This is a genomic window from Streptosporangium sp. NPDC049078 (assembly GCF_040648855.1).
Classification (GTDB): Bacteria; Actinomycetota; Actinomycetes; order Streptosporangiales; family Streptosporangiaceae; genus Streptosporangium.
In genome coordinates this window covers 397605-422913 of record NZ_JBEZEL010000003.1, presented here as the reverse complement: position 1 = coordinate 422913, position 25309 = coordinate 397605, and the positions used below count along the sequence as shown (strand labels likewise).

The 25309-nt window shown below is 69.9% G+C and carries 20 protein-coding genes; 5 read left to right on the top strand and 15 right to left on the bottom strand.

Annotation, left to right across the window (positions count from 1 at the left end; genetic code table 11):
- Positions 1 to 184: 184 nt before the first annotated feature.
- The 4 genes from AB0B90_RS06925 to AB0B90_RS06910 form a co-directional block, all read right to left on the bottom strand.
- Complete coding sequence (locus tag AB0B90_RS06925) at positions 185 to 646, bottom strand: DUF393 domain-containing protein (RefSeq protein ID WP_362921252.1); 462 nt, start codon at positions 644 to 646, stop codon at positions 185 to 187.
- Positions 643 to 1806 (bottom strand): sporulation-delaying protein SdpB family protein, encoded by a 1164-nt coding sequence (locus tag AB0B90_RS06920; RefSeq protein ID WP_362921250.1) that lies wholly within the window; start codon positions 1804 to 1806, stop codon positions 643 to 645. The genes AB0B90_RS06925 and AB0B90_RS06920 overlap by 4 nt, the downstream gene beginning before the upstream one ends.
- Positions 1800 to 2357: an SdpA family antimicrobial peptide system protein gene (locus AB0B90_RS06915; protein ID WP_350944959.1), complete on the bottom strand. Its 558-nt coding sequence runs from the start codon at positions 2355 to 2357 to the stop codon at positions 1800 to 1802. Before AB0B90_RS06915 ends, AB0B90_RS06920 begins: the two co-directional genes overlap by 7 nt.
- Before the next feature lie 73 nt (positions 2358 to 2430).
- Complete coding sequence (locus tag AB0B90_RS06910; RefSeq protein WP_362921248.1) at positions 2431 to 3063, bottom strand: hypothetical protein; 633 nt, start codon at positions 3061 to 3063, stop codon at positions 2431 to 2433.
- Between the two features lie 649 nt (positions 3064 to 3712).
- Between AB0B90_RS06910 and AB0B90_RS06905 the strand changes: the two genes are divergently transcribed.
- Positions 3713 to 6004, top strand: coding sequence for a hypothetical protein (locus AB0B90_RS06905; RefSeq protein WP_362921246.1), 2292 nt, complete (start codon positions 3713 to 3715; stop codon positions 6002 to 6004).
- Positions 6005 to 6068: 64 nt separating this feature from the next.
- Here the strand turns inward: AB0B90_RS06905 and AB0B90_RS06900 are convergent, their stop codons facing one another.
- The 6 genes from AB0B90_RS06900 to AB0B90_RS06875 form a co-directional block, all read right to left on the bottom strand.
- A complete protein-coding gene (locus tag AB0B90_RS06900; RefSeq protein WP_350944954.1) occupies positions 6069 to 6482 on the bottom strand; it encodes a VOC family protein in 414 nt (137 codons plus the stop codon).
- Between the two features lie 252 nt (positions 6483 to 6734).
- Positions 6735 to 7898, bottom strand: a complete 1164-nt coding sequence (locus AB0B90_RS06895; RefSeq protein WP_362921244.1) for a M20 family metallopeptidase — start codon at positions 7896 to 7898, stop codon at positions 6735 to 6737.
- 178 nt (positions 7899 to 8076) lie between these two features.
- Positions 8077 to 9378 (bottom strand): MFS transporter, encoded by a 1302-nt coding sequence (locus AB0B90_RS06890; protein ID WP_362921242.1) that lies wholly within the window; start codon positions 9376 to 9378, stop codon positions 8077 to 8079.
- A 271-nt stretch (positions 9379 to 9649) separates the two neighbouring features.
- A complete protein-coding gene (locus AB0B90_RS06885) occupies positions 9650 to 10120 on the bottom strand; it encodes an ATP-binding protein (protein ID WP_350944949.1) in 471 nt (156 codons plus the stop codon).
- A 323-nt stretch (positions 10121 to 10443) separates the two neighbouring features.
- Positions 10444 to 11400 carry a TIGR03885 family FMN-dependent LLM class oxidoreductase gene (locus AB0B90_RS06880; protein ID WP_350944948.1) on the bottom strand — a complete coding sequence of 319 codons (957 nt, stop codon included), beginning with the start codon at positions 11398 to 11400 and terminating at the stop codon, positions 10444 to 10446.
- A 250-nt stretch (positions 11401 to 11650) separates the two neighbouring features.
- Positions 11651 to 12718: a hypothetical protein gene (locus tag AB0B90_RS06875; protein ID WP_350944946.1), complete on the bottom strand. Its 1068-nt coding sequence runs from the start codon at positions 12716 to 12718 to the stop codon at positions 11651 to 11653.
- Between the two features lie 342 nt (positions 12719 to 13060).
- Between AB0B90_RS06875 and AB0B90_RS06870 the strand changes: the two genes are divergently transcribed.
- The gene (locus tag AB0B90_RS06870) at positions 13061 to 13957 is read left to right on the top strand and encodes a hypothetical protein (RefSeq protein ID WP_362921239.1); all 897 of its coding nucleotides are present in this window, start codon (positions 13061 to 13063) and stop codon (positions 13955 to 13957) included.
- Positions 13958 to 13963: 6 nt separating this feature from the next.
- Here AB0B90_RS06870 and AB0B90_RS06865 read toward each other — a convergent pair whose 3' ends face one another.
- Positions 13964 to 16909 carry a glycosyl hydrolase gene (locus AB0B90_RS06865; RefSeq protein ID WP_350944942.1) on the bottom strand — a complete coding sequence of 982 codons (2946 nt, stop codon included), beginning with the start codon at positions 16907 to 16909 and terminating at the stop codon, positions 13964 to 13966.
- 621 nt (positions 16910 to 17530) lie between these two features.
- Between AB0B90_RS06865 and AB0B90_RS06860 the strand changes: the two genes are divergently transcribed.
- Positions 17531 to 17902 (top strand): hypothetical protein, encoded by a 372-nt coding sequence (locus AB0B90_RS06860; protein ID WP_350944940.1) that lies wholly within the window; start codon positions 17531 to 17533, stop codon positions 17900 to 17902.
- Here the strand turns inward: AB0B90_RS06860 and AB0B90_RS06855 are convergent, their stop codons facing one another.
- A complete protein-coding gene (locus tag AB0B90_RS06855) occupies positions 17903 to 18055 on the bottom strand; it encodes a hypothetical protein (RefSeq protein ID WP_350944939.1) in 153 nt (50 codons plus the stop codon).
- A 364-nt stretch (positions 18056 to 18419) separates the two neighbouring features.
- Between AB0B90_RS06855 and AB0B90_RS06850 the strand changes: the two genes are divergently transcribed.
- Positions 18420 to 19283 carry a hypothetical protein gene (locus AB0B90_RS06850; RefSeq protein ID WP_362921236.1) on the top strand — a complete coding sequence of 288 codons (864 nt, stop codon included), beginning with the start codon at positions 18420 to 18422 and terminating at the stop codon, positions 19281 to 19283.
- Here AB0B90_RS06850 and AB0B90_RS06845 read toward each other — a convergent pair.
- The 3 genes from AB0B90_RS06845 to AB0B90_RS06835 all read right to left on the bottom strand — a co-directional run bounded on the left by AB0B90_RS06845 (position 19261) and on the right by AB0B90_RS06835 (position 24096).
- A complete protein-coding gene (locus tag AB0B90_RS06845; protein ID WP_362921234.1) occupies positions 19261 to 19716 on the bottom strand; it encodes a DUF488 domain-containing protein in 456 nt (151 codons plus the stop codon). The genes AB0B90_RS06850 and AB0B90_RS06845 overlap by 23 nt on opposite strands.
- A 184-nt stretch (positions 19717 to 19900) precedes the next feature.
- Entirely contained in the window at positions 19901 to 20758 is an 858-nt protein-coding gene (locus AB0B90_RS06840; protein WP_350944937.1) for an alpha/beta hydrolase, read from the bottom strand.
- 467 nt (positions 20759 to 21225) lie between these two features.
- A complete protein-coding gene (locus tag AB0B90_RS06835) occupies positions 21226 to 24096 on the bottom strand; it encodes a BTAD domain-containing putative transcriptional regulator (protein ID WP_362921231.1) in 2871 nt (956 codons plus the stop codon).
- Positions 24097 to 24421: 325 nt separating this feature from the next.
- Between AB0B90_RS06835 and AB0B90_RS06830 the strand changes: the two genes are divergently transcribed.
- The gene (locus AB0B90_RS06830) at positions 24422 to 25285 is read left to right on the top strand and encodes a hypothetical protein (protein ID WP_362921229.1); all 864 of its coding nucleotides are present in this window, start codon (positions 24422 to 24424) and stop codon (positions 25283 to 25285) included.
- Positions 25286 to 25309 lie beyond the last annotated feature (24 nt).

The window sequence follows — 25309 nt, the reverse complement described above, 5'->3', positions numbered from 1 at the left end:
CCTTCCACATACGTGAACGATGGATGAAACCCGGTCGTGAGACCGGAGCGGTCCCCGGCGGGGAACGCACCTCGCGCCGCGACCGGGGCCCGCCGGGCTCAGCCTGGAGCCCACTCGTGTCCCGGCCGGTACGACCGGCCGGAACATGGCCCCTTCGCGCTCGGGCCGGCGACGCCCGGCCCGGTCACGACCGTCCTTCGCGGCGTGAGGGGCGCTCTGACGCCGATCTCGCCGACAGGCCGGCCCGCCATTCCGCGCTTTCGCCGCGTACCGAGCACAGGGGGGTGCCGCCGGGCAGGCGGTGCCGCGTCCTGGCCACCGCCGCGTAGACCAGGTGTGCCGCCCAGGACACCGGGGGGACCGACATGAGCCTCCCGAGTACGCGCCATCCACACGAGCGCTGCCAGACGAGCAGCGCGGCGAAGGCCCGCGCGCCACCGGCCGGCGCCTTCCCCTGCTCGATCCACCAGGCGGCTCCGGCCACCTGTTCCGGCGAGAGCCCGTGATGTGCGAGGTCGAGGGCCTGCCAGGCGAAGGTGTCCGGCCAGTCGGGGAGCACACGGCGCAGGGTGCGCAGCGCGTTCGCGCAGAATCCGCAGTCGCCGTCGTAGACCAGGAAACGCGCGGGCGTTCCCACCGGGATCACGGCCGCCCCTCGGGAGCCGGGCCCGCATGGGCCGGAGCGGGGACAGCAGGGACGGGAGACGCCCGCCCGGCCTCGTCCTGGGGGTCGGGGGCGGTGATCGCCTCCGGAGACGCGGCGCCGACCACCACCTCCTGCGGTGCGACCGACGCCTCCTGCGGTGCGGGAACGGCCGTCACCTCGTCAGGAACGGCGGAGGCGGCCCCCGAGGTCGCGCCCGGACGGCGCGTGAGGACCGGCCAGGTCGCCCGTACGCGGTCGAGCCGGGCGAGGACCCGCAGGCGGCTGGGCAGCCGGAACGGCACGTCGACCGGGCGCAGATGGAGCACCAGGCAGGCGAGCATCGCGAACATGAAGCTTCCGAGGCCCATGAGCACACCGATCGAGATGTGGAAGGCGACACCCGCGGCGAGCAGGTACGGCCGGACCGGTCGGCGAGCGATCATTCCGAGTGCGATCGCGAACTCGATGACGAGTGGCCCCCACGTCATCAGGGTGACGCCGATCGGGTTGACCAGGATCGGGGTGAGCAACGGCTTGATCCAGCTCGGCATGCCGAAGAACGGGTCGGTGAGCCAGTACCACAGTCCCGTGCCGTCGGCCCACTCCGCGTGGCTCAGCTTGGCCACCGACGCCTGGAAGTAGAGTCCCGCGACCTGCAGGCGGATCACGAAGAAGGTCGTCCAGGCGAAGAACGACAGGGCCGGGCGTTCGCTCACGTCGGCGGGCGGGCCCCAGTGCCACCTGCGCCCGTCCATCAGCGCGATGGGAAGCAGCAGCAGGGTGACGACCGAGCTGATCTGGTCGCCCCCGTCGGGGATGGTGGCCGACGCCATCAGGCTGACCGTGACCCACCAGTGCCCCAGGGCGGTGAACCTCGGACGCCAGCCGATGACCACGAGCAGCAGCAGGCCGACCGAGAGGAAGCGGGCGATCTCCAGTTGGTCGCTCGGGACCACGCAGAAGACGCTGACCTGAGCGATGCCCGAGCAGTTGGGGAAGTCGGGCATTCCCTGCGCGGGGCGGAAGAGCGAGGTGCTGTGACTGAACAGGAGTGTGCCCAGCGTGCCGAGCGCCATCAGGGTACGGGCCAGGCCGTAGACGTTCGTCCATGGCGAGACCCGCGCGAGGCGCGCGACGGCGAGACCGGCTCTGGTCAGCATGTGACCTCCAATCGGGCGACCTTGGCGGGCATGGCCGTGTCGCTCCCGGCCCACGCCCACGGCAGCGGCTCGCGCTGGATGAGGCCCACCGAACCGCAGTGGACGGGGTTGGGCGCAATGTTGCGTATCGTCACGGCGCTGGGGGCTCGGTCGAGGCATGAGGCGACGTCGCCGCCGTCACACGCCACCCATCCGTCGGCGGGAACCGAGGTCTGCATGATGCCGAGTTCCAGCCCCTGGGCCCGGGAGCGCCGGTTGAAGCCCAGCACGTTGCGCGGTTCGGAGTGCGGGCCGAGTCGCGCGTCCTGCCAGCCGCCGGTGCCCGCGGTCTGCCACACGCCGATCTGCGGTTCGCGCGGCGACTTGGTGAAGAACGCCCACCCCTGCGGGGTGAGGGTGGTGATGGTCAGTCTCAGCTGCTCCTGCCCGGGAAGCGAGATGGCGTTGCTCGGCAGCTGGGTGTGCACCACATAGAAGATCACTGATCCCCAGAAGGCGACAATGCCGACGAGCGCCCACCCGAGGCGCCTGGCCGTGGCGGTTTCGGTCAACGGAATCTCCGTGGATTCTCAAGGCCCGGTTCCGCGCCGGACGCGGTGCGGAACCGGGCGTGGGGGCCGGAGATCAGGCGGCGAGCCGCTTGGCGACGAGGTCGACGAAACGCTCGCGGTCGAGCCTGGCCAGGTCCTTGCTCACCAGGGACTCGGTCCAGTTCTCGATCTCGTAGACATTGGACTCGCGGACGGCGTTGGCCATCTTGTACACGTTGACGATCTCGTAGACGTTGCCGAGATAGACCATGTACACGAAGAACGCCAGGCCGGCTGCCTGGTCGACGGCTGTGGAGTCGGCCTTGAAGCCGAACCGTTCGGCCAGCACGTCGCGGGTGAGGTTCTGCGCCCTGGTGAAGGCCCGGTCGATCCTGACCCGGTCGCCGCTGGTCATCTCCCCGCCGAACCAGGCGAGGAACGCCGGATCCTTCTTCGAGATCGCCGCCACCACCGCGGAGGCGAACTCCTCCTGCTTGGCCGTCACCCCACCGGCCGGACGCACGATCTCGGGGAACCTCTCGGCCACCGGCCCGATCCCCAGGATCAGACCCCGATAGACACTCTCCCCGTCGTACGCCGAGACCACGCCCCCCGCCCCGGCCACGACCGCACCGGCACTGGCACCGGCCGCGTGCACCGGCACCACCACCGCACCGGCCACCAACCCCGCGGCCAACGCCGCCAGAACCGTCTTCGATACCCGCATCGAACTCCTTCCACGAACGTGAGACGGCGCCCGGAATCCCGATGTGAGCTCGTTGGCCGGCGACAGGAGCCTTTTCCCACGGTCCGCGACATTCCGGCGCAAAAGAGGTTGGATTCCGGCCATTGTCTCCACGGACTTTTCGCCGCTTCGACGGAGAGTGTCACAGGCGATTTGGCGTGCGCTTGGAACGGCGCCGCCCTCGTCAGTGAATCACTTGGAACCCAGCCCATCCCGGTCAGACCAGCACAAATCAGACCGGCCCGCTCCGGTCCGCGTCCCGACGGGCTTCCCCGCCGTCGTCAACGGCGGGGTCCGTTTCGGATTCTTCTCGACCGGGAAAAGGCCCCGCGCGGGCGGCCGTTCCGGATGGTCGCTCAGCTGCGACCTCGGGAAAGACCGCGACACCGCGTCAGGATGTCGTCACACTGAGGTGTGACAAAGTCGGTTGATTGTGGCAGCACACGAAGCCCTTGAACCCGATTTACGTCATATACAGCCTAATTCCGCATTAAAACAGCATTTACGGCGCACTTTGCCCCCGCTGGAACCTGCGGAGCCCGGCTGACATCCAACCCCGTACGACTGACGTCCTTCTACCGGAAGTGAGCCGTACATCCCCCAGGTTGATGACATATGAGGTGTCGTGACTATGGCGTCGAATGTAACGCGGTTATACCAGGCGGTGCTGCGCGACCCGGTCGCCCCGATCTCGATCCGGCTGCGCCGCACCTTCTCGGAGTGGGTCGAGCAGAAGGGGTTCCCGCCCCCGGGTGCCGCGCGGGCGATGGTCGAGGCCGAGGCAGGCCGGGCACGGCTCACGATGGAACGGCGCGGCGACTGCGGCCGGTACACGCTGGACGAGCCGTACGGGAAAGGGCACCTGAAGACCAGGGTGACCTACACCGAGTCGGTGGCGGGCATGACGGGCTGGGTGATCGTCACCGTGGACCGGCACGAGGGACACGACCCGGAAGGGCACCGGCCGGCGCCGTACCAGAACGGAAAGCACGAAACGGAACGACACCAACCGGTGTCTCAGCAGAATGGAAAACCGGAAAAAGGACGACATGCACCAGGGTCGTACCGGAACGGAAAGCACGAGCCGGGGCGAGCGGAAAGGCGAGAACCGCCCACGGCGAGCGCGCCCGGGTTCCTCCCCGCGTACCTGCGCACCGCGCGGATCAGCGACGGCGGCATCCACCTGGAGGACGGCCCGCTGGTTCTCCATGAGGACGACCTGGACCGGTTCGTCCCGGTGATGACCGAGCCTCTCCGGAGGGTGCCGATCCTCGTCCTCTCCGTGGATCCGCAGAACCCGGAGGGCGTGCGGACCCATGCCGACTATCTGGCCGGTGCGGTCACCGGTGCGAGCCTGGTCGTACGGCTCGCCGACCTGCGCACCCAAAACCGGTTCAACAAGGCGATGGGCAAGGAGCTGGGGGTGTTCGGCGGCGGGATCCGCACCTATCTCGCCCCCTTCGACCCCGCCGGGGAGCCCTACCCCCGCAGGCATCCGCCGATGGGCGCCGCCATGATCCGGGAACAGGGTGTCGCCGCCCTCGACCTGATCGCCACCGGAGCGGTCGGCGCGACCGTCCATCGCGAGCTTCCCGACGACGTCCGGCGGACGCTCGGCGTCGTCTACCGCGTGCTCGCCGGACGCGCCGAACTGAGTGAGATCGCCGAGGCCGCCGCGCCCCGGCCCGCCAAGACCGATGCCGCCCGTGAGGAGCTACGGCGGCGGATGATGGCGATGACCCGGCGTCCCGCGCCCGTCGTGCTCCCCGCTCCCACCACCCCCGCCTCGGCCGCCGGGACCGCCGAGGACTCCGAACCCGCTCCCGGCTCGGAGGAACCCACCGCCACCCTGGAACCCGTAAAGCCCACGGAGACGGGAACGACCACCTCGGCGGGCGTCCCGGCATCGAGTACGGAGGAGATCGCCCAGGTGGTGGCTGACATGGTGGTCAAGGAACTGCGCGGGGAGCTGGAGACGGCACTGGGGCTCGCCACGTCGTCACAGGCCGCCGGCGGTGATTCCGACGGTGACTCCGAGCGGGTGCTGCGCGAGATCCGCACGCTCGGCGCGCACCTTTCCGGCCTGCGCGACATCGTCGCGGAACAGCGCGACATCGTCGCCGGGCGGCATGGCGACCTCACGCACCTCCGGAGCGACGGCACGGGAGGGCATGGCGACGTCGTCGAATCCCGGAGGCACGGCAACGGACGTCACATCGACGGATCCGTCACGGAGGAGGGGAGCGAGCGGTCGGCCACGCGGACCAGGAGCCTGCGCGAGGAGCACCGGCTGCTCACCGAGGAGTACGCCGAGGCCGTCACGAACGCGAGGAAGCTCACCGAGCGGGTCCGCTGGCTGGAGGCGAGGCTCGCGGAGGCGGGCCAGCCCGTGTACGGCGTGAACGAGGAGGTGCCCGTCTTCGAACCCGCCAGCCTGATCGAGGTCCTGATCGAGGCCCGCCAGAGCCTGCGCCACATCGTCGTCGGCGACACCGACGGTCCCGCCGCCCGGCTGGACCTGGACCATCCGGCCCAGTCGCGGACCTGGGCGGCGAAGGCCTGGGACTCCCTGCGCGCCCTGGAGGACTTCGCGAGGGCCCGGTCCGGAGGGGAGTTCGCGGGCGGCTTCTACGACTGGTGCGCCCAGGGCTCCCCCGGGCGCCGCACCATCCCCACCGGGATGCTGTCCATGCGCGAGTCGAAGAGCGTGGTCACCCGCGCCAAGTTCAGCGATCGCCGGACCTTCGCCGTCCCGCCCGAGGTGAGCCCCGGCGGGCAGGTCCTGATGGAGTCCCACGTCAAGCTGCGGCCGGTGGGCTATCCCGCGCCCCGGATGTACTTCCACGACGACTCCGGCGGCGCCACCGGCAAGATCTGGATCGGCTACCTGGGCGGGCACCTCCCCAACACCCGTACCAACTGACCGCCCCGTGGCCTTCGAGGGGTCGTGGACTCCCGGACGAGCGCTCCCGCGGCCGTGGAACCGATCAGCCGCGGGAGGTTATCTGCTGCACGGCCCAGCCGTTGCCGTCCGGGTCCTTGAAGAAGACGAATCCCACGTTGTTCAGGTCGTCGCCCTCACGGCTCGGGCGGGCGCCCGACGGGCCCAGCACCTGCACCTCGCTCACCTCCACACCTCGCTCGACGAGGTGCGCGCGGGCCGCGTGGACGTCGGAGACCACCAGTTGCGGCCCCTGGAGCGAGCCCGGCTCCATGGCGACGAACCCCTTCCCCAGGACGATCGAGCAACCGGATCCCGGAGGGGTGAGCTGGACGAACTGGGGGCCGCCGTCGATCCGGGTGTCGTGGTCCACCGTGAAGCCGAGCTTCTCCGCGTAGAAGTCCTTGGCACGGTCGATGTCACTGACCGGGACCACGACCACTTCCAGGGTCCAGTTCACGAGTTCGCTCCTTCTGTCGGCGGCCCCTGCCGCGGAGGGGGCCGGTCGGCTCACGGCGACAACGGCACGACCGGCCCCGTCACCGCGACCTCGCCCGCCTCCTCAGACCGGCGAGTCCCGCGAACGTGGGTCGAGCCGGTCGGCGTCCACCATTCGACAACCTGTTCGATTTATGGTCATTCGGTTTTCTACAGGCCCGCGTGGCTGCTGTCAACCGCCGCCGACCTCGGAGCCCACGCCCGGAACGCCCGCTCAGGTGTCCGCGCCGATCACCCGCGCGGCGGCGAGGTAGGCGGCGAGCAGGCTCTCGGCGACCGCCGTCACGGTCTCGTCTCCCGGCAGGAAGTACGGGCTGTGCAGCCCCGAGGTCGTGTCGGTGCCCACGAACAGCATCAGCGACGGCACGACCGACGCGAAGTGGGCGAAGTCGTCGGCGCCGCAGGAGCGCAGCGTCGCGGGCATGTGGTGGGCCACCTCGACGAGGATGCGACCGGTCTCCTCGGCGAGCCGGGCGTGGTTGACGAGCACCGGCTCCCCGTTCGCGATCCGTACCTCCGCCTCGCAGCCGTGGACGCGGGCGACCCCCTCGACCACCTCACGGAAGCGGTGGTGCAGCTGCCGGCGCCAGGGCTCCGACATCGTACGGAGGGTGCCGCGCGCCGCGGCCTGTCCCGGGATCGCGTTGGGGGCGTTGCCCGCCGACACGGTCCCGAAGGTGACCACGGTCGGCGTCATCGGGTCGGCGTCGCGGCTCACGAGCTGCTGCGCGGCCACGATGATCTGGGCGAGCGCGAGAACCGGATCACTGGACAGGTGGGGGTAGGCCGCGTGCCCACCCTGCCCGCGGACGACGACGGCGAACTCGTCGGAGGAGGCGTTGACCGCGCCGGGGGTGCAGGCCGTCTCACCCGCGCCGAGCACCGGCTGGACGTGTGCCGCGATCATCGCGCCGACCCGGTTCCTGCGCAGCGCGCCCGACTCGACGATGTCCCTGGCACCGGAGGGAGGGGTCTCCTCACGCGGCTGCAGCACCGCGACCATCGGCGCCGGCGCCCGTACCCGGTCGACCGCCCTGGTCAGCGCGACCAGGGCCGCGAGGTGCACGTCGTGGCCGCAGGCGTGCATCGCGCCGTTGCGCGAGGCCCAGGGAACGTTCGTCTCCTCGGGGATCGGCAGGGCGTCCAGCTCTCCGCGTACCCCGACGGCGAGCCCTTCGCCGCCGACCCGCAGGAGCGCGCCGGTCACGGCCACCCGCTCCATCGCGTTGCCCTCGGGCAGCGCGTCCAGCACACGCTTGAGGGTCGGCTCCTCCTTTCCCGAGACGCAGGGCTCGGCATGCAGTTCTCGCCGTAGCTGGAAGGCGGCGGGCAGTTCTGCGTGCAGGGCGGCGCGGAGCCGCTCACGAACCTCGTTCATCGCCCCTCCCCGGACCGGGGGGCGTCGTGGCCGACCCTCACGCGCCCTCCTGTGCGAGCGCGCGGACGTGGGTGCCGATCATGGATCTCCCTCTGCTGTGCGTGGTGCCGTTCTCATGGTGCATGGGTGAGGCGGGGCCGTTCCCAAGGAAATGTCATGCCCGAATATCCCCGCCGGCTCACCCGCCGATCGGCCGCTCCACCTCACCGGGCGCCTCGCCCGTCGCCGTGCCCGCTACTGTGCCCGCGTTCCTCCCCCGGACGGCGTACGCGAGGGTGAGGGCGACGACGGTGATCGGGAAGACGGCGGCGACGAGGATGCCGGTGCGCAGACCGGAGCCGCCGTCGTCGGGGAGCGCGGCCGACAGGGTGGCGAGAAACCCGTCCGCGACGGCGGAGGCGTCCGCGGCGGCCCCGGCGATCCAGGGTCCGGCCGCGCCACCGGCGTCCCCGAAGACGGCGAGCACGCCGAACATCGCCGCGCCGCCGAGGGGGAAGCGGGCCGCGGCGAGGCTGAAGGTACCCGGCCACAGGAGGCTGACGGCGAGGCCGCACACCGCGCAGCCGATGAGGCTCACCACCGGGTTGGAGGACAGGCAGACGACGAGATAGCAGACGGTCGCCAGCGCGCCGCACGAGGCCATCGCGGGCACCAGCGGGATCTTCTCACCCCACAGGCCGTAGACGATGCGGCCGATGCCCATCAGGACCGCGAACAGGCACGGACCCGCCAGGTCGCCCCACACCTTGGAGACTCCCAGCCCCTCCTCGGCGAAGAGGGAGGACCACTGCGACATGGTCAGCTCGGCCGCGCCCGCGCTGAGCATCAGCACGAGGGCGGCGGCGAAGGCGGGAGCCCCGAAGAGCGCCCGCAGGGAGGTGCGGTGCTCGTCGGGCACGGTCGCGGGCAGCGGCACCCTCAGGAACGCCACCATGTTGACCAGCGGGACCAGCGCCCAGGCGACGGGCAGGACCTGCCAGGCGTCCTGGCCGATCCAGGCCAGCAGCAGCGTGCTGCCCGCCACCACCGCGACCTGTCCCCAGCAGTAGAAGGAGTGCAGCAGGCTCATCGCCGCGGCCTTGCCCTCCTGCGGGCTGGGCAGCGCGTCCACCACCGGGCTGACGAGCACCTCCAGCAGGCCGCCACCGACGGCGTAGACGACGATCGCAACGCACAGTCCCAGGTACGGCGAGGGCGACACGGCCGGGGCGACCGCGAGCAGCATCAGTCCCAGCGCCGACAGGACGTGGGCCAGCACCAGCAGGACGCGGTAACCGGTCCGGTCCACGAACTTCACGGCCACGATGTCGGTGACCAGCTGGGTGGCGAAGTTGAGCAGCACCAGGCGCCCGAGCATCTCCAGCGGCAACTGGTAGCGGGTCTGGAACACGATGAACAGCAGGGGGGCCAGGTTGTTGACGATGGCCTGGGTGACATATCCGGTGTAGCAGGCGCGGCGGGTGTGGTCGTACGTCGTCATGGGTGATGCGTTTCTCTCCCTGGGGGGCCGATCGTCCTGGGGGGCCGATCGTCCGCACACTACGGGGCGCGCCGACACCGCGGGACACCCACCCCCGGCGCGCGAAAACACCAGGTCATCGGGAGGGCCGGACGGCCGCGCGACCTTGGGCGGCGGATCTCACACCTGGCGGACGGCTGTCTTGGGCCGAGGGCCTCTCACCCCCGGCGGACGATCGTGCTCCCGGGCCGCGCGTTCCCCGGGCGGCCGGGCGGTTCGGGGCGCGTGGCGCCTACTTGAGCTGCAGGACCGGGGCGACGGCGGAATGCGAGCGGGGGGAGGCGGGCAGGCCGAGCACGAACCAGACGATCTTTCCTCCGGTGGCGGGATGGGCGACGCCCCAGTCGTCGGCGAGGGAGTCGACGATCTGGAGGCCCCGGCCGCTGGTGGCGTCCATGTCGCGGGCACACATGCGGGGAACTCCCGCCCCGGGGTCGAAGAGCTCACCGCGGACGAGGTTCTCGCCGCCTCGGATGCGCAGCGCGCACGCGGCGCCGCCGTACCTGACGGCGTTGGTGACCAGCTCGCTCACGATCAGCATGCAGTCGTCTATGAGATCGTCAGCGCCCCACAGGGAGAGCTCCCGGCGAACCAGCGAGCGGGCGTCGCGCACGCTCGCGGGGACGGCGGGCAGCAGGCACTCGCCTACGTACTCGTGGGCGACCTCGAGGGCCGCCGCGGATGAGTTGTGCTGGAGAGACACTGCGCCTCCTTCTGATGGGAGCGCTCCCATGACAAATGTAGAACATCCGGTCACGTCTGGGAATTGATTCCCTCCTAATTGTTTCTATTAGATGTCGTAAGAGTGACGATAAGTCAGTGCGTTTCGTGACGTTTGGGGAGGATAGGGCCACAGACCCCAGCAGGAGTCATCACCACCCCTTACCGGACACCACGCCACACCACCTGGGCGGGTTCCCCTCCGTCCGTGAACCCGCCCGCGCCCCGCCCCTCCCTCCGTGAACCCGTCCGTGCCCTTGTCTCCCGCCCTCCCGGACCAACGCGCCTGGAAGGGCCGCGACCACGTCAGCGCAGCTGGGGAAGGACCTTCGCGCCGAACGCGTCGATGAAGGGGGCCTGCTCCTGGCCCACATGGTGCAGATAGATCTCCTCGAAGCCCAGGTCGGCGTACTCGTTGATCCTGGCGGCGTGCCAGCCCAGGTCGGACGAGACGTTGACGACCTCGGCGATCTGCTCGGACGAGACGTCCGCGGAGACCACGTCGAAGAGTTCGGGGGTGTCGAGATCCCAGCTGACCGGCGGGGAGAAGACATTGCTCCGCCACTGGTGGTGGGCGATGGCCATCGCCTCGTCGTCACTCTCGGCCCAGCTGAGGTGAACCTGGAGCGCCACCTTCCCCTTACCTCCGGCGTCCCGGTAGGCGCCGATGACCTCGCGCAGGTGGTCGACCGGTCCTCCCACGGTGATCAGGCCGTCGGCCCACTCCGCGCACCAGCGGGCCGTGTCGACGCTCACCGCCGCGCCGACCAGCTTCGGCGGAACCTGGGGCCGGGTCCACAGCCGGGCGCGGTCGACGGTCACCAGGCCGTCGTGGCTCACCTCCTCCCCCGCCAGCATCGCCCTGATGACGTCGACACACTCCCGCAGACGCCGCGTGCGAAGCTCCTTGCGAGGCCAGCGGTCACCGGTGATGTGCTCGTTGCTCGCCTCGCCCGTGCCGAGGGCGGCCCAGAAGCGCTCGGGGAACATCGCCCCGAGGGTGCCGATCGCCTGGGCGATGATCGCGGGGTGGTAGCGCTGGCCGGGGGCGTTCACGACGCCGAACGGCAGGTTCGTGGCCTGGAGCGCCGCGCCCAGCCAGGACCAGGCGAACCCCGACTGCCCCTGTCGCTCGCTCCACGGGGAGAAGTGGTCCGACGACATCGCCGCCCCGAACCCCGCCTGCTCGGCCTGGGTGACGGCTTTCAGAAGCTCTGCCGGGTGGATCTGCTCGTGTGAGGAATGGAAGCCATAAGTCGTCATCGCCTCCGGCTACCCGGGAGAAGGCCGTCCATTCGGGCACACGCCCCCGACCTGGCCGTACGGATGAGCCTCTCACGTGAGCGGCCGGGCCGGATCCTGACGGGTGACCGGCTCGGACGGATGGCCGGGCCGGAGCCGTACCGATGAACAGGCCGGAGGCGTCCGGGGGGACGGGCCGGACGGGAAGCGCGGTACCGCCCGAGGTCACGGACGGCACCGCGCTCGGCCTCACCCGGACATCACCCGGGCCTCAGAAGGCCGACGTGTAGGTGACGAACGAGAGCCGGTCGACACGGGTGGCCGCGTCGTAGCAGGCGACGTTGCGCACGATGGCATTGCCGGCGTTGGTGTTCCACAGGCTCTGCAGGTTGCAGAACTCGGGGCCCGGCCCGTACGCGGTGACCTGGACCTGGTCCTGCAGGAGCCCGACCTTCGGGAAGGTGACCAGACGCAGACCGACTCCCGCGCTCTGGATCGTGTTCGTGGCCCCCTGGGAGTTGTAGTTCAGACCCGCGGGCGTCGGCGCGTACGGGCCGGGGTTGGCCGGGTTGGTGTCGAAGGTGTAGGCGAAGTTCTTCGGCGGGATCGCCGCACCGGTGATGGCGCGCTCACGCTGGTAGGTGAGGGTCCATCCGGTGTTGAGCGGCACGTTCGTCGCGTTGTGGCAGCGCACCTGGACCGCCTGCGCGCCCACGCCCGGAGACCAGGCGCCGACCTTGCAGCGGGCGGGCTGGTTGGGGTTCACCGCGGTGACCTGGAGGTTTCCCGCGGCACTCGCCGAGCCGAGGCCCGGCAGGGTGACCGTCCAGACGCCCACCCCACCGGGGACGGCGGTGTTCACGCCACCGGCCGAGTTGAACTGGTCGGCGATGCCGGCACCGTTGTGGTGCACGTAACCGAACGCCTGCGGTGCGGGCAGGGTGCCGGTGCTCTGCTCGAAGACGATGCTGTACGGGGTGAAGACCGGAGCCCCTCCGTACCGGTAGCACTGCACCGCCACCATCAGGTCGGATCCCGAGGGGCCCCATTTCTGCACCTGGCACCAGTAGGCGTTCTGGGAGATCGCCGTGACGTGGACGACGCCGCCGTTGATCGCGAGCTGCGGGAACCTCACGTACGTCTGCCCGACCACGCCGGGGGTGACCGTGACGTTGAAGCCCGGCGCCCAGCTGCCCGCCTGGTGGTTGATGTCGGGGACGCCGGAGGTCACGTCGACCACCGCGAAACCCCACCGGTTGGGAACGGCGGCCTGCGCGCCCGTTGCCGCCGCGGTGACGCTCGCGGCGAGCATCGCGATGACACACAGGATTTGGATCATGACTCTTCGTAACTGCGGCATGCCGTACTCCATCGGCTTGGGGGGTTGGGCGATCGGACGCGACCGAGGAACCAGCGAAGTGGGCGGAAATGTCTGGAATCACAGTTCGTCCTGAGCTCTTGATAACCCGCCCGTCCCCCCTTGAAAAGACCCAACCTGACGGGTGAGATGACTTCGTCTTCCCAGATCAGGTCAGGGTTCCGACCAGATGGCGGTCTTCTCCCCCAGAGATCACCCGGTCGTTCCTGCGAGTACCGTATGAACAACGCACAGCCGATCCGCCAGGATCCCTAGACGGGGTGTGAGACCGTGCCGGAGCTCGAACCGAACGTTCCGCGTGTCATGTGGCAGTTACTTGAGCCCCTGCACGCCGTCACCTACTTCGCCCCCGAGGCGCTGGCGGCGTCCGACGCGGTCGGCATGCGCGGTTTCTGGATGGGGTACTTCGCGTCCAGGGCGGCGCCCCTCGGGCCGGTCGGCCCCGGCGTCGTCACGGCGGCCTTCCACGGTTTCCCCCCGGCGAGGGTCGCCAGGGCGCTCCCCGACGCGTGGACGTTCGCCACCCCCGGCGACGTGCTGCGCGCCAGGCTCGACGGGGCGGGAGCGGCGCTGCGGAACGTGCTCACCGACAAGGTGATCGGATCGGACGACATGCGCGCGGCGGCCGACCTCGCCTGGGAGGCCGCACGGCTCGCCGACACCGCCGGCCGGGTGCTCGGCGCGGCCAACCAGGCGCTGCCCGCGCCCGACGAGCCGCACCTGCTGCTCTGGCAGGCCGCGACCACGCTGCGCGAGCACCGGGGCGACGGGCACGTGGCCGCCCTCGTCGCCCACGGCGTCTCCCCCGTCCAGGCCCACCTGCTCAAGGTCGCGGCGGGTGAGACGGATCTGGAGCAGCTGCGCCTGGGACGGCACTGGGACGACGAGGAATGGGAGGCCGGTGCCGCCGCCCTGCGCGAGCGCGGGTGGGTCGACGACTCCGGCGCGCTGACGGCCGAGGGTGCGCGGGAGCGCGGGCGGATCGAGCGGCTCACCGACGAGGCGGCGGCCGCCCCGTGGCGTGCCCTGGGAGACGAGCGCACCTCCGAGCTCGCCCTGCTGCTCCACCCGCTGACCACGGCCGTCCTGGAGTCGGGCGTCATTCCGCCCTCGAACGCGATCGGCCTGCCGCGCTCACTCGCGGAAGGCGAGGACGGCCGGGGGCTCACGCTCCCGGCCGTCCCTTCGCGGATCGGCTGAGGGGGATCAGCCGAACGGCAGCCGTACGAAGGACCGGTTACCGACACCGAGGCTGACGGTGTTGGTGCCGATGGCGTTCCAGACCTCGACCCTCACCCGGCCGTTCGACAGGTTGCCGAGCGTGCCCGAGGAGGACTGCGGGCCGCCCCCCTGCGTGTAGTGCTCCCAGCCGGTCACCGGGTCGGTCGCGAAGTAGGCGTAGGTCTCCACCCTGTCCCAGCTCCCGTCGCCGGTCAGGTCGTAGGAGACCCTGACCTGGGTGCCGTTCGCGACCGCGGTGCCCGAGTCCAGGAAGAGGTCGAACGCGGTGGTGCCGCCGTTGCGGTTGGCGGTGAGACCGGTCGCCGTGAAGACCTGGGCGTTGGTCGGGACGCCGTCGTGGTTGCCGTTCGCGGCGGCCAGCGTGACGCTGCCCGCCGTGCCGGTCGTGCCCGTCAGCCCTCCGCCGCTCTGCAGGTAGCGCGTCGCGGCGAAGACACCCGGGGTCGGGGTGGGGGTCGGCGTCGGGGTGGGGGTCGGCGTGGGGGTCGGGTCGGGGTTCGTGGTGCCGCCCCCCGCGTTGCCGCCGCTCCAGGTGAAGGCGCCGGAGGTGGCCGTCTTGCCCGCCGGCACGTTGAGCACGGTGCCGTTGGAGAAGGTCACCGTGAGCGGGCTCCCGGTGATGTTGGACGCGACGTAGGTGCGTGCCCCGTTCTTGCTGAACACCTTCGCCAGCGGGTGGTTGGCGGTGACGGAGTTGTCCACCGTGCCGAGGGCGGCCAGGTTGCGGATCCAGTGGAAGGTGTGCGCCCTGCTCTCCCCCTCCTCCGGGGTGTAGCCTCCGGCGGCGCGCAGGTTCGCCAGGGCCGCGTCACCGTTGCCCAGCGCCTGGAACTGCCAGATGATGTCCTGCCACACCGTGGGTGGCCCGCCGTTGTTGCGTACCAGTTCGGCGTAGTTGGTGTTCACGTAGGCGGGGTTGTCGCCCAGGTAGAAGTGCCCGCCGGTGATCGGGAGCATGTTGATGCCCTGGATCATCTCCGGTTCGGCGCTGAACCAGGTGGCGTACGCGCCGCCGCTGCCCCAGACCATGCCGACCGTGCTGTGGCCGAAGGCGGCGGGGAAGTTCTGGTCGCGCACGTCGAACCAGTACTCCTGGATCGCCGCGGCCTGGGTCGTGTAGATGAAGATGCCCGCGTCGCGGACGGCGGTGTTGCCGGTGGCCTGTCCCCACTGGATGAGGGCGTTGGCGAAGTTCTGGCCCTCCGACGACGACTCCTGGTTGTTGCCCGAACCGAACGCGCCGTGACCCGACGCCCAGTCGTGGCCCGCGTAGATGTCGAAGTCGCGCAGGTACGGGAAGCGGGTGTCGGACCGGTCGTAGTTGTTGGCGTCGCGGATCAGCAGGTCCACCATGCCACCGTACTGGCTAGCCTTCGCCCAGTCGGGGTCGAACTTGGCGAGGGTCGCGGCGGCGGCGATGTAGTAGCCGTAGTGGAAGTGGTGGTCGTTGAGCTCCAGGTCGGAGCCGTAGGAGGCCGGGTAGCCGAGCAGGGTCCCCCAGTTCTGGTTGTAGTAGAAGACCCGGGTCGTCTTGCCCGGTGAGGCGGTGAACCAGTCGTTGAGGCGGGTGCGGATCGCGTTCAGCGCGGCGGTGCGCACCGACGTCAGGTTGAGCTGGTCGGCGATCTCCGCGATGCGGGCGGCCCGGCCCAGGCCCTTGCCCGTCCAGTAGGTGTCGTCGCCCCGGATGTCCATCGGGTTGCCGAGTTCGGCGTTGAGCTGGTTGGTGACCGTGGTGAGGTCCGCCCCCGAGCTGTCGGCCACCGCGGGGACCTCGGGCAGGACGCCGGTGTACTTCATCGTCGTCCTGAACTGCGTACCGGTGACGATCTTCATCTGCCCGCGCGCCGACACGTACGTCTGCGCCAGCGGCGTCGAGCCGGTCAGGTAGTTCCACTGGTGCGGGTAGAGCGCGATGACCGTGCCGGTCTGGCTGCCCTGCCTCGCCGTGGTGGTGAAGGCGTACGTCGTGGTCAGCGTGCTCGCGGACTGGTTGTAGGCGTACGAGACACGGGTGCCGGTGACGTGCGCGTGCGCGTACTGGCCGTAGGTGCTCGCCAGCGCCGCGCGGTCGCCGCCCGCGGGGAGCGCCGCCACCGAGAAGAAGTCCTTGCCCGCGAGGGAGGAGCTGATCGTGGTGCCGCTCACCGACCAGGTCGCTCCGGTCGGCGCGTAGGCGACGTAGTCACGGCCGCCGACGGTGAAGCCGATGGTGGCGCCGCTGTTGGACCACACCGTGGGGGTGCCCGCGGCGGTGATCTGCGCGTTGCCGCCGGTGATCTGGAAGTACGCGAACGGCAGGCCGTGGCCGATGGTGGCCTTCATCGTCCGGCCCCCGCCGCTCCAGTACGGGGTGACGGTCCAGTCGCTCCAGCCGTCGACCTTGACGTCCGGCGAGTTCAGGCCCGCGACGCCGACGCGGATGTTCTCGACGTAGGGGTAGTGGTACTCGCCGACGCCGGTCGCGGTGCCGCTGATGGCGGGGGTGGTGTTGTAGGAGAAGCCGAGCCCGTTGCCGAAGGTGTCGTACGAGATCGGGTGCGCGTGGAGCGGCTCACCGTACGCACAGTCGGTCTTCTTGTAGAGGATCGACGACCACCAGTCGTTGGTGGGCACGGCCCCCGCGGGGGCGTTGGACGTCACCCACTGGCGGGGGTTGGTGGAGATGGAGCCGCAGCCGGTCGGCAGCGAGCGTCCTGCGGGGAGGGTGTCCGCGTAGCTGCCGGCGCCGACCGTGGCGGCTTCCGCGGAGCGGGCTGCGCCGAGGCCGAGCAGCCCGGCCACCATCGCGACGACCACACCGGCGGCGAGGCGGCGACGGCGGGCCCTGAGGCGGGCCGCCGACCGGGCGAGTCGTCCTTCGCGGGGGTGCGCACTGTCCGGACCCGTGGTCCGGATCGAGGGATCCATAGGGGGTGCCTCCGGGGAGAGGAATCGGGCTCTGAAGCTGACCGATACGAGAGAGCGCTCTCTCACCGAAAAGTAACGGGATGCGTCACGTCAGTCAATGTTTCGCGTTGGTAACGAGTAAGTAAAGGACGGAGGTGCAGGCGAGAGGGCGTAAGCCCAGAAAAATAGGGCGTTCTACCGCGCGGCGCCATCTTTTCGTCCACCCACCTATCACATCGCCGGCCTGGCCGACGATCAAGAAATGGCCCTACCCTGATCTGAGAGCGCTCTCATAGTCGGTCGACGTTCAACGCCGGTCGACCTCTTGACGGCGCCCGCCCCCTCCCGCCCGTCGCCGACCGGCCCCCGAGGGCACCCCTCCCCGCCCACCGTCGACCACCCCCTCGACGGCGCGAACCCCTCACCCGGAAGACGTCTTCGACGGCGCGAATCCCCCACCTGGAACACCCCCTCGGCGGCGCGAACCCTTCACCCGGAACGCCCTCCCCCCACGCCCGCACATGCCCGATCACCAGGGCGGACGCAACTGGCGAGACGGCGACAAAAACAGGGCTGGACACTGAGAGTGATGAAGAATTACTCTCTGTGAACACACAGGCACCCTCTGCCACAGGAGACATCATGCGAAGCAGGAAGCTCATGACCGCCGTGCTGAGCGCCGCCGCCATCGCGGGTCTGACCACGATGACCGCCGCCGCTCCGGCCACGGCCTCCGTGCCCACCGTCCCCGATGCTCCCGCCGCCGCCGACTTCACCGGCTACCAGATCGTCAAGCTGCCGAACGCCAACGTGCCCAACTTCCAGCGCCGCGTGGTCTACTGCCCCGGCGGGAAGAAGGTCATCGGCGGCGGCGCCGAGGCGCAGGGCAACGGGGCCATCCTGGTGGGCTCCTTCCCCACCGACGACGGCAACGGCTGGATCGGGCTCGGTCGCCAGATCGGCTACAACGACGTGGGCATCAGCGTCTACGCGATCTGTGCCAACGTCGGCTGATCACCGCTCCGCGACACCTGCCGTCCCCCTGGCCCCCTGCGACACCTTCCCCTTGCGACACAGCACCCGGGCCACCACGGTGACCATCGTCCTCGCCGTCACCACCACCCCGCCCGTCTCCCCCCGGTGATCGCCGTCCCCAGCGATCACCACCGTCTGATCACCTTCCCCTGATCAGCGTCCCCAGGGAAACACGGCTCCGGCCAGACCAGAAAAGGTCCGACCGGAGCCGTTCCGCACGTTCCCCCAGAACCACCCCGCGAAGAACCCCGTCCCAAGGGTCGCCCTGGCTCCGAACCAGTAGAGATTCAGCGCGCCGAACCGGATCCCGAATGGCTGGACACCCGCATTGCCAAGCAACTGAGCGAGCGGATGATTCCACGACGGTTACGCTGAGCGAGACCCTCGATCAGCCGGTAATCCGTCCAGTTGTGGACAGCTCACTCCAGTAAGGAAACAGCGAGGAGGAGCAAGGTTAGCCTGGTGAATCATCATCGCGGGCAGCACGGAGGGTCTGTTGGCGGAGCAGCGTTCCCTGTTCAGTCCCGATTTCGAAACGGTTCAGATCAAGCCGTCGGAAACCCGGTTCCAGCGCATGAGAGTGCTGATCACCGTCAAGGCCGCCCCCAACCCCTCAGAGAGCTACGGGGAGACCGTGTGCGTGGCCGCGCTACGGCTCGACCTTGACCAACCGGGATGGGTACGGCTCTACCCAATCAACTTCCGCGAACTGGATGGTAATAGCCAATTCCGAAAATATGATGTCGTCACTCTGGAGGCCAAACCTACTTCGAACGATCCACGGGCGGAGAGTTGGCGACCACGGTCCGACAGCTTCGTCGTAGAGAAGCATCTCGATGGCTGGTCAAAACGGATGCCGTACCTCGATGACTACATTGAGGGATCTATGTGCGACCTCATCGCCGCTGTCCGTCGACACCCTGCGGCTCGGTCGCTGGCAGCCATACGGCCCGAGGAGATCCTTGCCCTGGATGTCGAACCCCACCCGGGTTGGACACCTGCGGAGCGACAGAAGATAGACCGGTACGTTCAGCAACTCGGTCTTTTCGACTCCGTACCCCGCACCGCGCTTCAAGCTCCCCGCTTCAAGGCCTGGTACCGCTACCGCTGTCATTCGGCTGCCTGCAACACACACCGTCAGGGGATCTACGACTGGGAACTGGTCGCTCTCCAACGCACCGTGAACGCCCGCGACGACATCGGGGTAAAACGGGCCATTCATGAGAAGTTTTGGGATCTGATGTGCGCCTCGGATCGAGACACCGTCTTCTACGTCGGTAACCAACAAGCCCATCCGCAGAGCTTCATAATTCTGGGAGTCGCTTATCCCCAGCGGCTCAAACCGACACCGCGTGGCTGAACCGTTCACGGACGGCTTCCAGGACGAGGTCGCGATGACAGCGATGCTCGTCGGCTTCAAAACACATGATCGCCACCATCTGTCGTCGAGCGGCTTCCGCGATCCGGTCCAGGCATTCACGTGCGTCGGCATCCATGAGCTGTCCCACGTAAACACCCCGAGCCGCCCCCAGCTCGGCCGGGCTGCCGCTGAACCCTGCCCTGTTCCATTTGGGATTGCCGAGCACTCGCATATGTTCGTAGGCGACTCCCGTATCGGCGAGCGCGGCGGCCAAGGCGGTCTTGCTGAATCCGCGCTTCCGGGAGATCGGGTTCAGCCGGACGTCGATCAGCAAGGTGACGTTTTCGCGGTGAAGCCGTTGGATGAACCCTTCAAGGTCACATCCCTCGTATCCGATCCCGGTCAACCGTGCGTGCTGTCCGATCGTAAGCATGATCTGCACCCTCTCACGCCCAGTCGTAACCGTCACACAGATCTCGTAAGACCTCGGCATCCACTCCCACGGCAGGCAGTGGTACTCACAACCGCCATGTGTCGTCGCACTCGATGTGCGGTCGGTCCGGTCACGGCCGTCTCCTGAGCCGGGTCGTCAGGAGACGGCCGTCGGCCGCGTTCGCTCAGGGACGCGAGAGCACCTCGTCGAGCTTGGCGGCGAACTCCTCGTGCAGGCTGCCGAAGGCCCCGTGGTCACCGGGGAACATCACGTGCGTCCCCTCGATCTGCTCGGCGACGACGAAGGAGGCCCGGTAAGGTGGCTGCCCCTCCGAGGCTTCGCCCGCCACCATCACGACGCGCGCCGAGGAGGCCCGCAGCGCGTCGGCGTCGGGGACGTATCTCACGAACGGCGGCACCTCGTAGCCGATGAAGAACTCCATGTTCTTCTCCATCCGCGCCATCGTCTCCGCCGCCTCGGGAGTGGGCTCCTCCTGCTCTCCCTGGGTGGCCGCCTCCTCGTGCTCCCTGCCGGTCCTGTCGAACCCGGTGGCGAAGGCCTGCATCGCGGCTCCGGTCCCCTCCTTGGCGAACGCCTCCTCCACGTCCCGGATGACATCGCGCCAGCGGTCGCGGTCGGGCAGCAGCTCGAACAGCGGCGGCTCGTGGGACACGAGGGTGCGCACCTGCTCGGGGTGGCGGGTGGCCAGCTCCAGGCCGATGATCGCGCCGGAGCTGTTGCCGAAGACGTACGCGGGCTCGTCGGCGGTGACGCCCACCTCCACCAGCAGGCGGTGCGCGTCGTCGGCGTGCGTCTCGATGCTCTGCGACTCGGGCGGCCCGTCCAGCGGGCTGCGCGAGTTGCCGCGCCGGTCGTAGGTCACCACCGTGTAGCGGTCGGCGAGCCGCTGGGCCAGACCCGCGTATCCGGCGGCGTCGTAAACCCCGCCGCAGATCAGCAACAGGGTCGGCCCCGAGCCGCGGATCTCGTAGTGAAGGGTCGCGCCGGGAACCTTCAGGGTGTTCGTCTTGACGGGCTGCATGGTCGCTTCTCCTCGAAAGTCGTCGGCCGTCTCGCTTCTCTGATCACAGAGAATCGGAGCCACGGATGCGTTCTCGACATCCCCACCCGCACAGTCGCAGCGAAAGAGCGTCTCCTCCTGTGGCGGGCCACCCCGGGTCGGCGGTGCGTGCCGGACCGCACCACCGCCACCGTCCTGCCCACTTCCCCTCAGGGGGACACCACGCGTCGTCGCGGTGGCCGACATGTCGGCCACCGCGACGACGCGTGCGTAGTAGTGCGGTTCCACACGCCTAATGATGCCAGTGGGCACCGACAGTTTCCGGCCGAACACAGTGACCCTCGCCCGTCTCGCGGGCCGGGCGCGCACCGGCGGTACACCGGAGTTCACCGCGCGGGCCGGACGAACGCACCGCCCAGGAATCCATCCCATGAGCCGAACGGCACACGGCTCCGTTTCCACCACGTGGGCCGAGCGGAGGTGTGCGCTCAGCGGGTCAGAGGGGTCTCTTTTCGCTCGGTGTCCCATCGCGAGTCCTCGTCCCGGTCGAGCAGTGCCCGTACCTCGTCGGCCTCCGGCATGTCCCGCCGCACGAAGATCTCCAGCGCCTCGGTCAGGCAGGCCACTCCCCTTCCCGGCCGGCCGAGCCGGGAGAACGCCTCGCCGAGCGCGACGAGCGCCTTGCCCTGGATCCATTCGTCGCCCGCCTCCGCCATGAGGCCCAGCGAGTCCTCGGCACAGTCGACGGCGCGCTCCGGTTGCCCCAGGGCGAGGTGGGTCTCGGCCATCCGCAGCAGGGTCGCCCCCTCACGGACGCGCTGCCTGAGCCTCCGATACGCCTTGCGCGTCTTCCTGAGCCGAAGGAGCGCCTCCTCGGGACGCCCGGCGTCGCACAGCACGACGGCCGACCGGTACATGACGTCGGGATCCGTCCCGCCGCCCGACTCGCGGACGGTGCGGTCGGCCAGTTCCACCACCTCCACCGCCTCGTCGATCCTGTCGACCGACGCGAGGGCGAGCGCCATGTCGCCCAGGCCGGCCGCCTCACCGCTTCGGTCGCCGAGCCCACGCCAGATCTCGACCGCGTCGGCGTACAGCGCGATCGCCTCGGTCGTCGATCCGCGACGGGACAGGACCGTGGCCAGCAGGTTGAGGCTGTCCGCGTACCGTGCCCGGTCGCCCTCGGCGAGGCTGAGGTCCCTCGCGGCGACGCAGTCCTCGGCCGCCGCGTCGAGGAGCCACCGGTTCACCCAGAACCCTCCGCGCACGCACCGGGCGTGCGCCTCGGCGCGACGTTCCCCGCGGGCCGCCGCCGCCTCGACGAGGGCTCCGGCCGCCCGCTCGTAGCGCTCGGGGGTCACGTCGGTCTCCAGTACGTCGGCCGCCATGTCGAGCAGCCGTATCGCGTCGGAGAGGGCGCTTCCCCGCTCCCGGGCGATCTGGTGTACGCAGCTGATCACCCCCTGTTCCTCGTCCTCGGCCCAGGTCACCGCAGCCTCCTCGTCCGCGAAGGACGGTCCCGCACCGGCCGGTCGGCCCGGGTCGGACACCGGGGCGCCCGGATAGGTGAGGTGGTGGGCCGCGGTCATGCCCGCGAGGTAGTGGCCGAGCAGCCTGTCCAGCGCGGCTCTCCGCACGTCCTCGTCGTCCGGCCGTGACCGGGCGAAGATCTTGAGAAGGTCGTGGTAGCGATAGCGGCAGGGAGAGGGCGACTCCAGCATGCTCACGTCCACCAGCGCCTCGCACACCTCCTCCGCGTCCTGCTCGTCCAGACCGAGTACGGCCGCCGCCGAGCCCAGTGAGAAGTCGGACGCGTCGGGGACGGCGAGCAGCCGGAACGCCGACGCGTGCGCGGCGTCGAGCTGGTCGTAGCCGAGGGCGAACGTCGCCTCGACGGCCAGGTCGTCCACGCGCAGTTCGGCGAGGCGCCGGCGCTCGTCGGCCATCCGGTCGCGCATCCTGGCCACACTCCAGGCGGGCCGCGCCGCGAGCCGTGCGGCCACGATCCTGATCGCGAGGGGAAGGTGCCCGCACGCCCCGATCAGGTCCGCCGCGGCCTCACGCTCGGCGGCCACCCGCGCCTCCCCCACGATCGTGGCGAGCAGCACCGTCGCCTCGTCGTGGGACATCACGCTCAGGTCGACCTGGCGTACGCCGGACAGCCCGATCATCTTCGCGCGGCTCGTCACCATCACCGCGCACCCGGCGGCGCCGGGGAGCAGCGGCCGTACCTGCGCGGCGTTCGCGGCGTTGTCCAGCACGACGAGTATCCGCCGGTCCGCCAGGGTGGAGCGGTACATGGCCGCCCGCTCGCCCGGCTCCTCGGAGTCGGGCGGGACCTCCGCCCCGAGGGAGCGCAGGAACCGGGCGAGCACGGTCTCCGGCGTGAGCGGCCGTGTCCCGGAGCCTCCGAGGTTCACGAAGAGCTGACCGTCGGGATAGTCCGGCGCGAGCCGGTGGGCCACGTGGACGGCGAGGGTGGTCTTGCCCATGCCTCCGGCGCCCGACACGGCCGAGATCGCGAGTGCCGAGATGTGCCCCGACCTCAGGGCGGCCACCATCTCGTCGATCTCGGGCTCCCTGCCGGTGAAGTCGGCGGTGTCGGCGGGGAGCTGGCGGGGCACCTGCCTGGGGACCTGGCCCGTCGTCCTCGCCTGGCCGAGGGTGGGGTCCGCGGTGATGATCCGCTGGTAGAGCTCCGCCAGTTCGGGCGAGGGATCGATGCCGAGGTCCTCGGCGAGCAGTTTCCTGGTGTCGGTGAACACGCCTATCGCCTCGGCCTGCCTTCCCGCGCGGTACAGCGCCAGCATCAGCAGCCCGCAGAACCGCTCCCTGGTCGGATGTTCCCCGCAGAGCGCGGTCAGCTCGGCGACGACCTCGGCGTGCCCGCCCTCCTCGACCTCCTGGGCGAGCCTGCGCTCCAGCACGGCGAGCCGCCGCTCCCCGAGCCGCGCCCGCTGCCCCTCGGCGTAGCCTCCCTCCAGCCCGGCGAGCGGCTCTCCTCGCCAGAGCGCCAGGGCCTCGCCGTATCTCCCCTCGTTGGCGAGCCTCTCCATCGTGACCAGGTCGCAGGCCCCTGCCGCGAGGGCGTATCCGCTGCCGATCGAGATGATCGCCTCGGCGCCGAGGGCGGAGCGCAGACGCGAGACGTACGTGCGCAACGTGCTCATCGCGGCGCGGGGACGCTCCTCGCCCCAGACGGCGTCGAGCAGGTGGTCGTGGCCGACGGCCCTGCCCTCGGCCAGGAGGAGGACGGCGAGGACCAGCCGCTGCTGGGGAGAACCGATCTCCACCTCCGCGCCGTCGCGCCAGACGCGTACCGGTCCCAGGATCGAGAACCGCAGCCCGGGATCACTCATCCGACAGCGCCGTCTTTCCGTTGTTCTCGAACGGTGCCGTGGAACCGATGCCGTTCTCCCGCGCCGGGGCGTCGCCCGGTCGGCTCGGGGCCGTTTCGCTCCGCTGGGCCGCACCGTGGCAGCTCGCCCCGATTCATCACGATGAAGCATCGTATGGCAGCACATCGACCTTTGCCGGGGAAACACCGTCGATCCGCTGCCGGATGGACGTGTCCGCTATAGGAGTTACAGCTGTCCAGATCAGGCCATTAGTGGCATTGCTGGCAACCGATCACCTTTGCCCCCCGTCTCACTTAAGCCCTATCTGTCGTACGCAGGAGGCGATGTGCGCGTCCGCTCGGTTCTCTCAGCCGCCGCCCTGGTCTGCGGCCTGACCCTCCTCTGGCAACCGGCGCACGCCTCCGTTCCCCCGGCGGAGCGGGGCTCGGTCGTCGCCGCGGGCACGGCGGGCACAGTGAGCACGGTGGGCATGGTGGAGTACGAGTGCACCACCAGCGGCGTGACCGGGAAGCAGACCACCTCGATCAACGTCGAGCTGACGATACCGACCGACGCCACCACCGGCCGGCAGTTCACGATCGGCTGGAGCGGCACCTACACCGGCACCGCGCTGACAGCGCCCACCGCGGGACTGCCCGCGGACACCAAGCTGTACGCGTACGTCTCCATCAGCGGGCTTTCCGGGCTCACCTCCGCCACCGGGGTGGGAACCCTCGACGCGACCGGCGCGGGTCAGAGCATCCTGCTGCCGACGACCCCGGTCTCCCTCGCCACCACGTCGAACAGTCCGGGCACCGCGACGGTGAAGCCCGGCGCCATCAACTTCGGGACCGCGCCCGGCCAGACCTCGATCGAGTGCGAGCCGAAGAACAGGGACACCCTCACGACCTACCCCCTCACCATCACGGCGGGCGGCCAGGGGGCCGACCCCGACCCGACGGACACCACCACGCAGCCCTCCGACGAGACCACGTCGGACGACGACGCCGAGACGGGCGAGACCCCGCAGGACACGGACGGCGAGATCTCCGAGACACCGGCCGGAGGAGCGGAGACCGGAGGCGGCGGTGAGAGCGGCCCCGACGGACGGGCACTCGTGCTCACCGGCTCCCTGGTCACCTTCGGCGCCGTCTCCGGACTGCTGTGGCGCCGTCGCGGCACCAGGGAGACCGTGGGCCCGCGAGCCTGACCCCCGGCGTCGGCGCACCCGGCG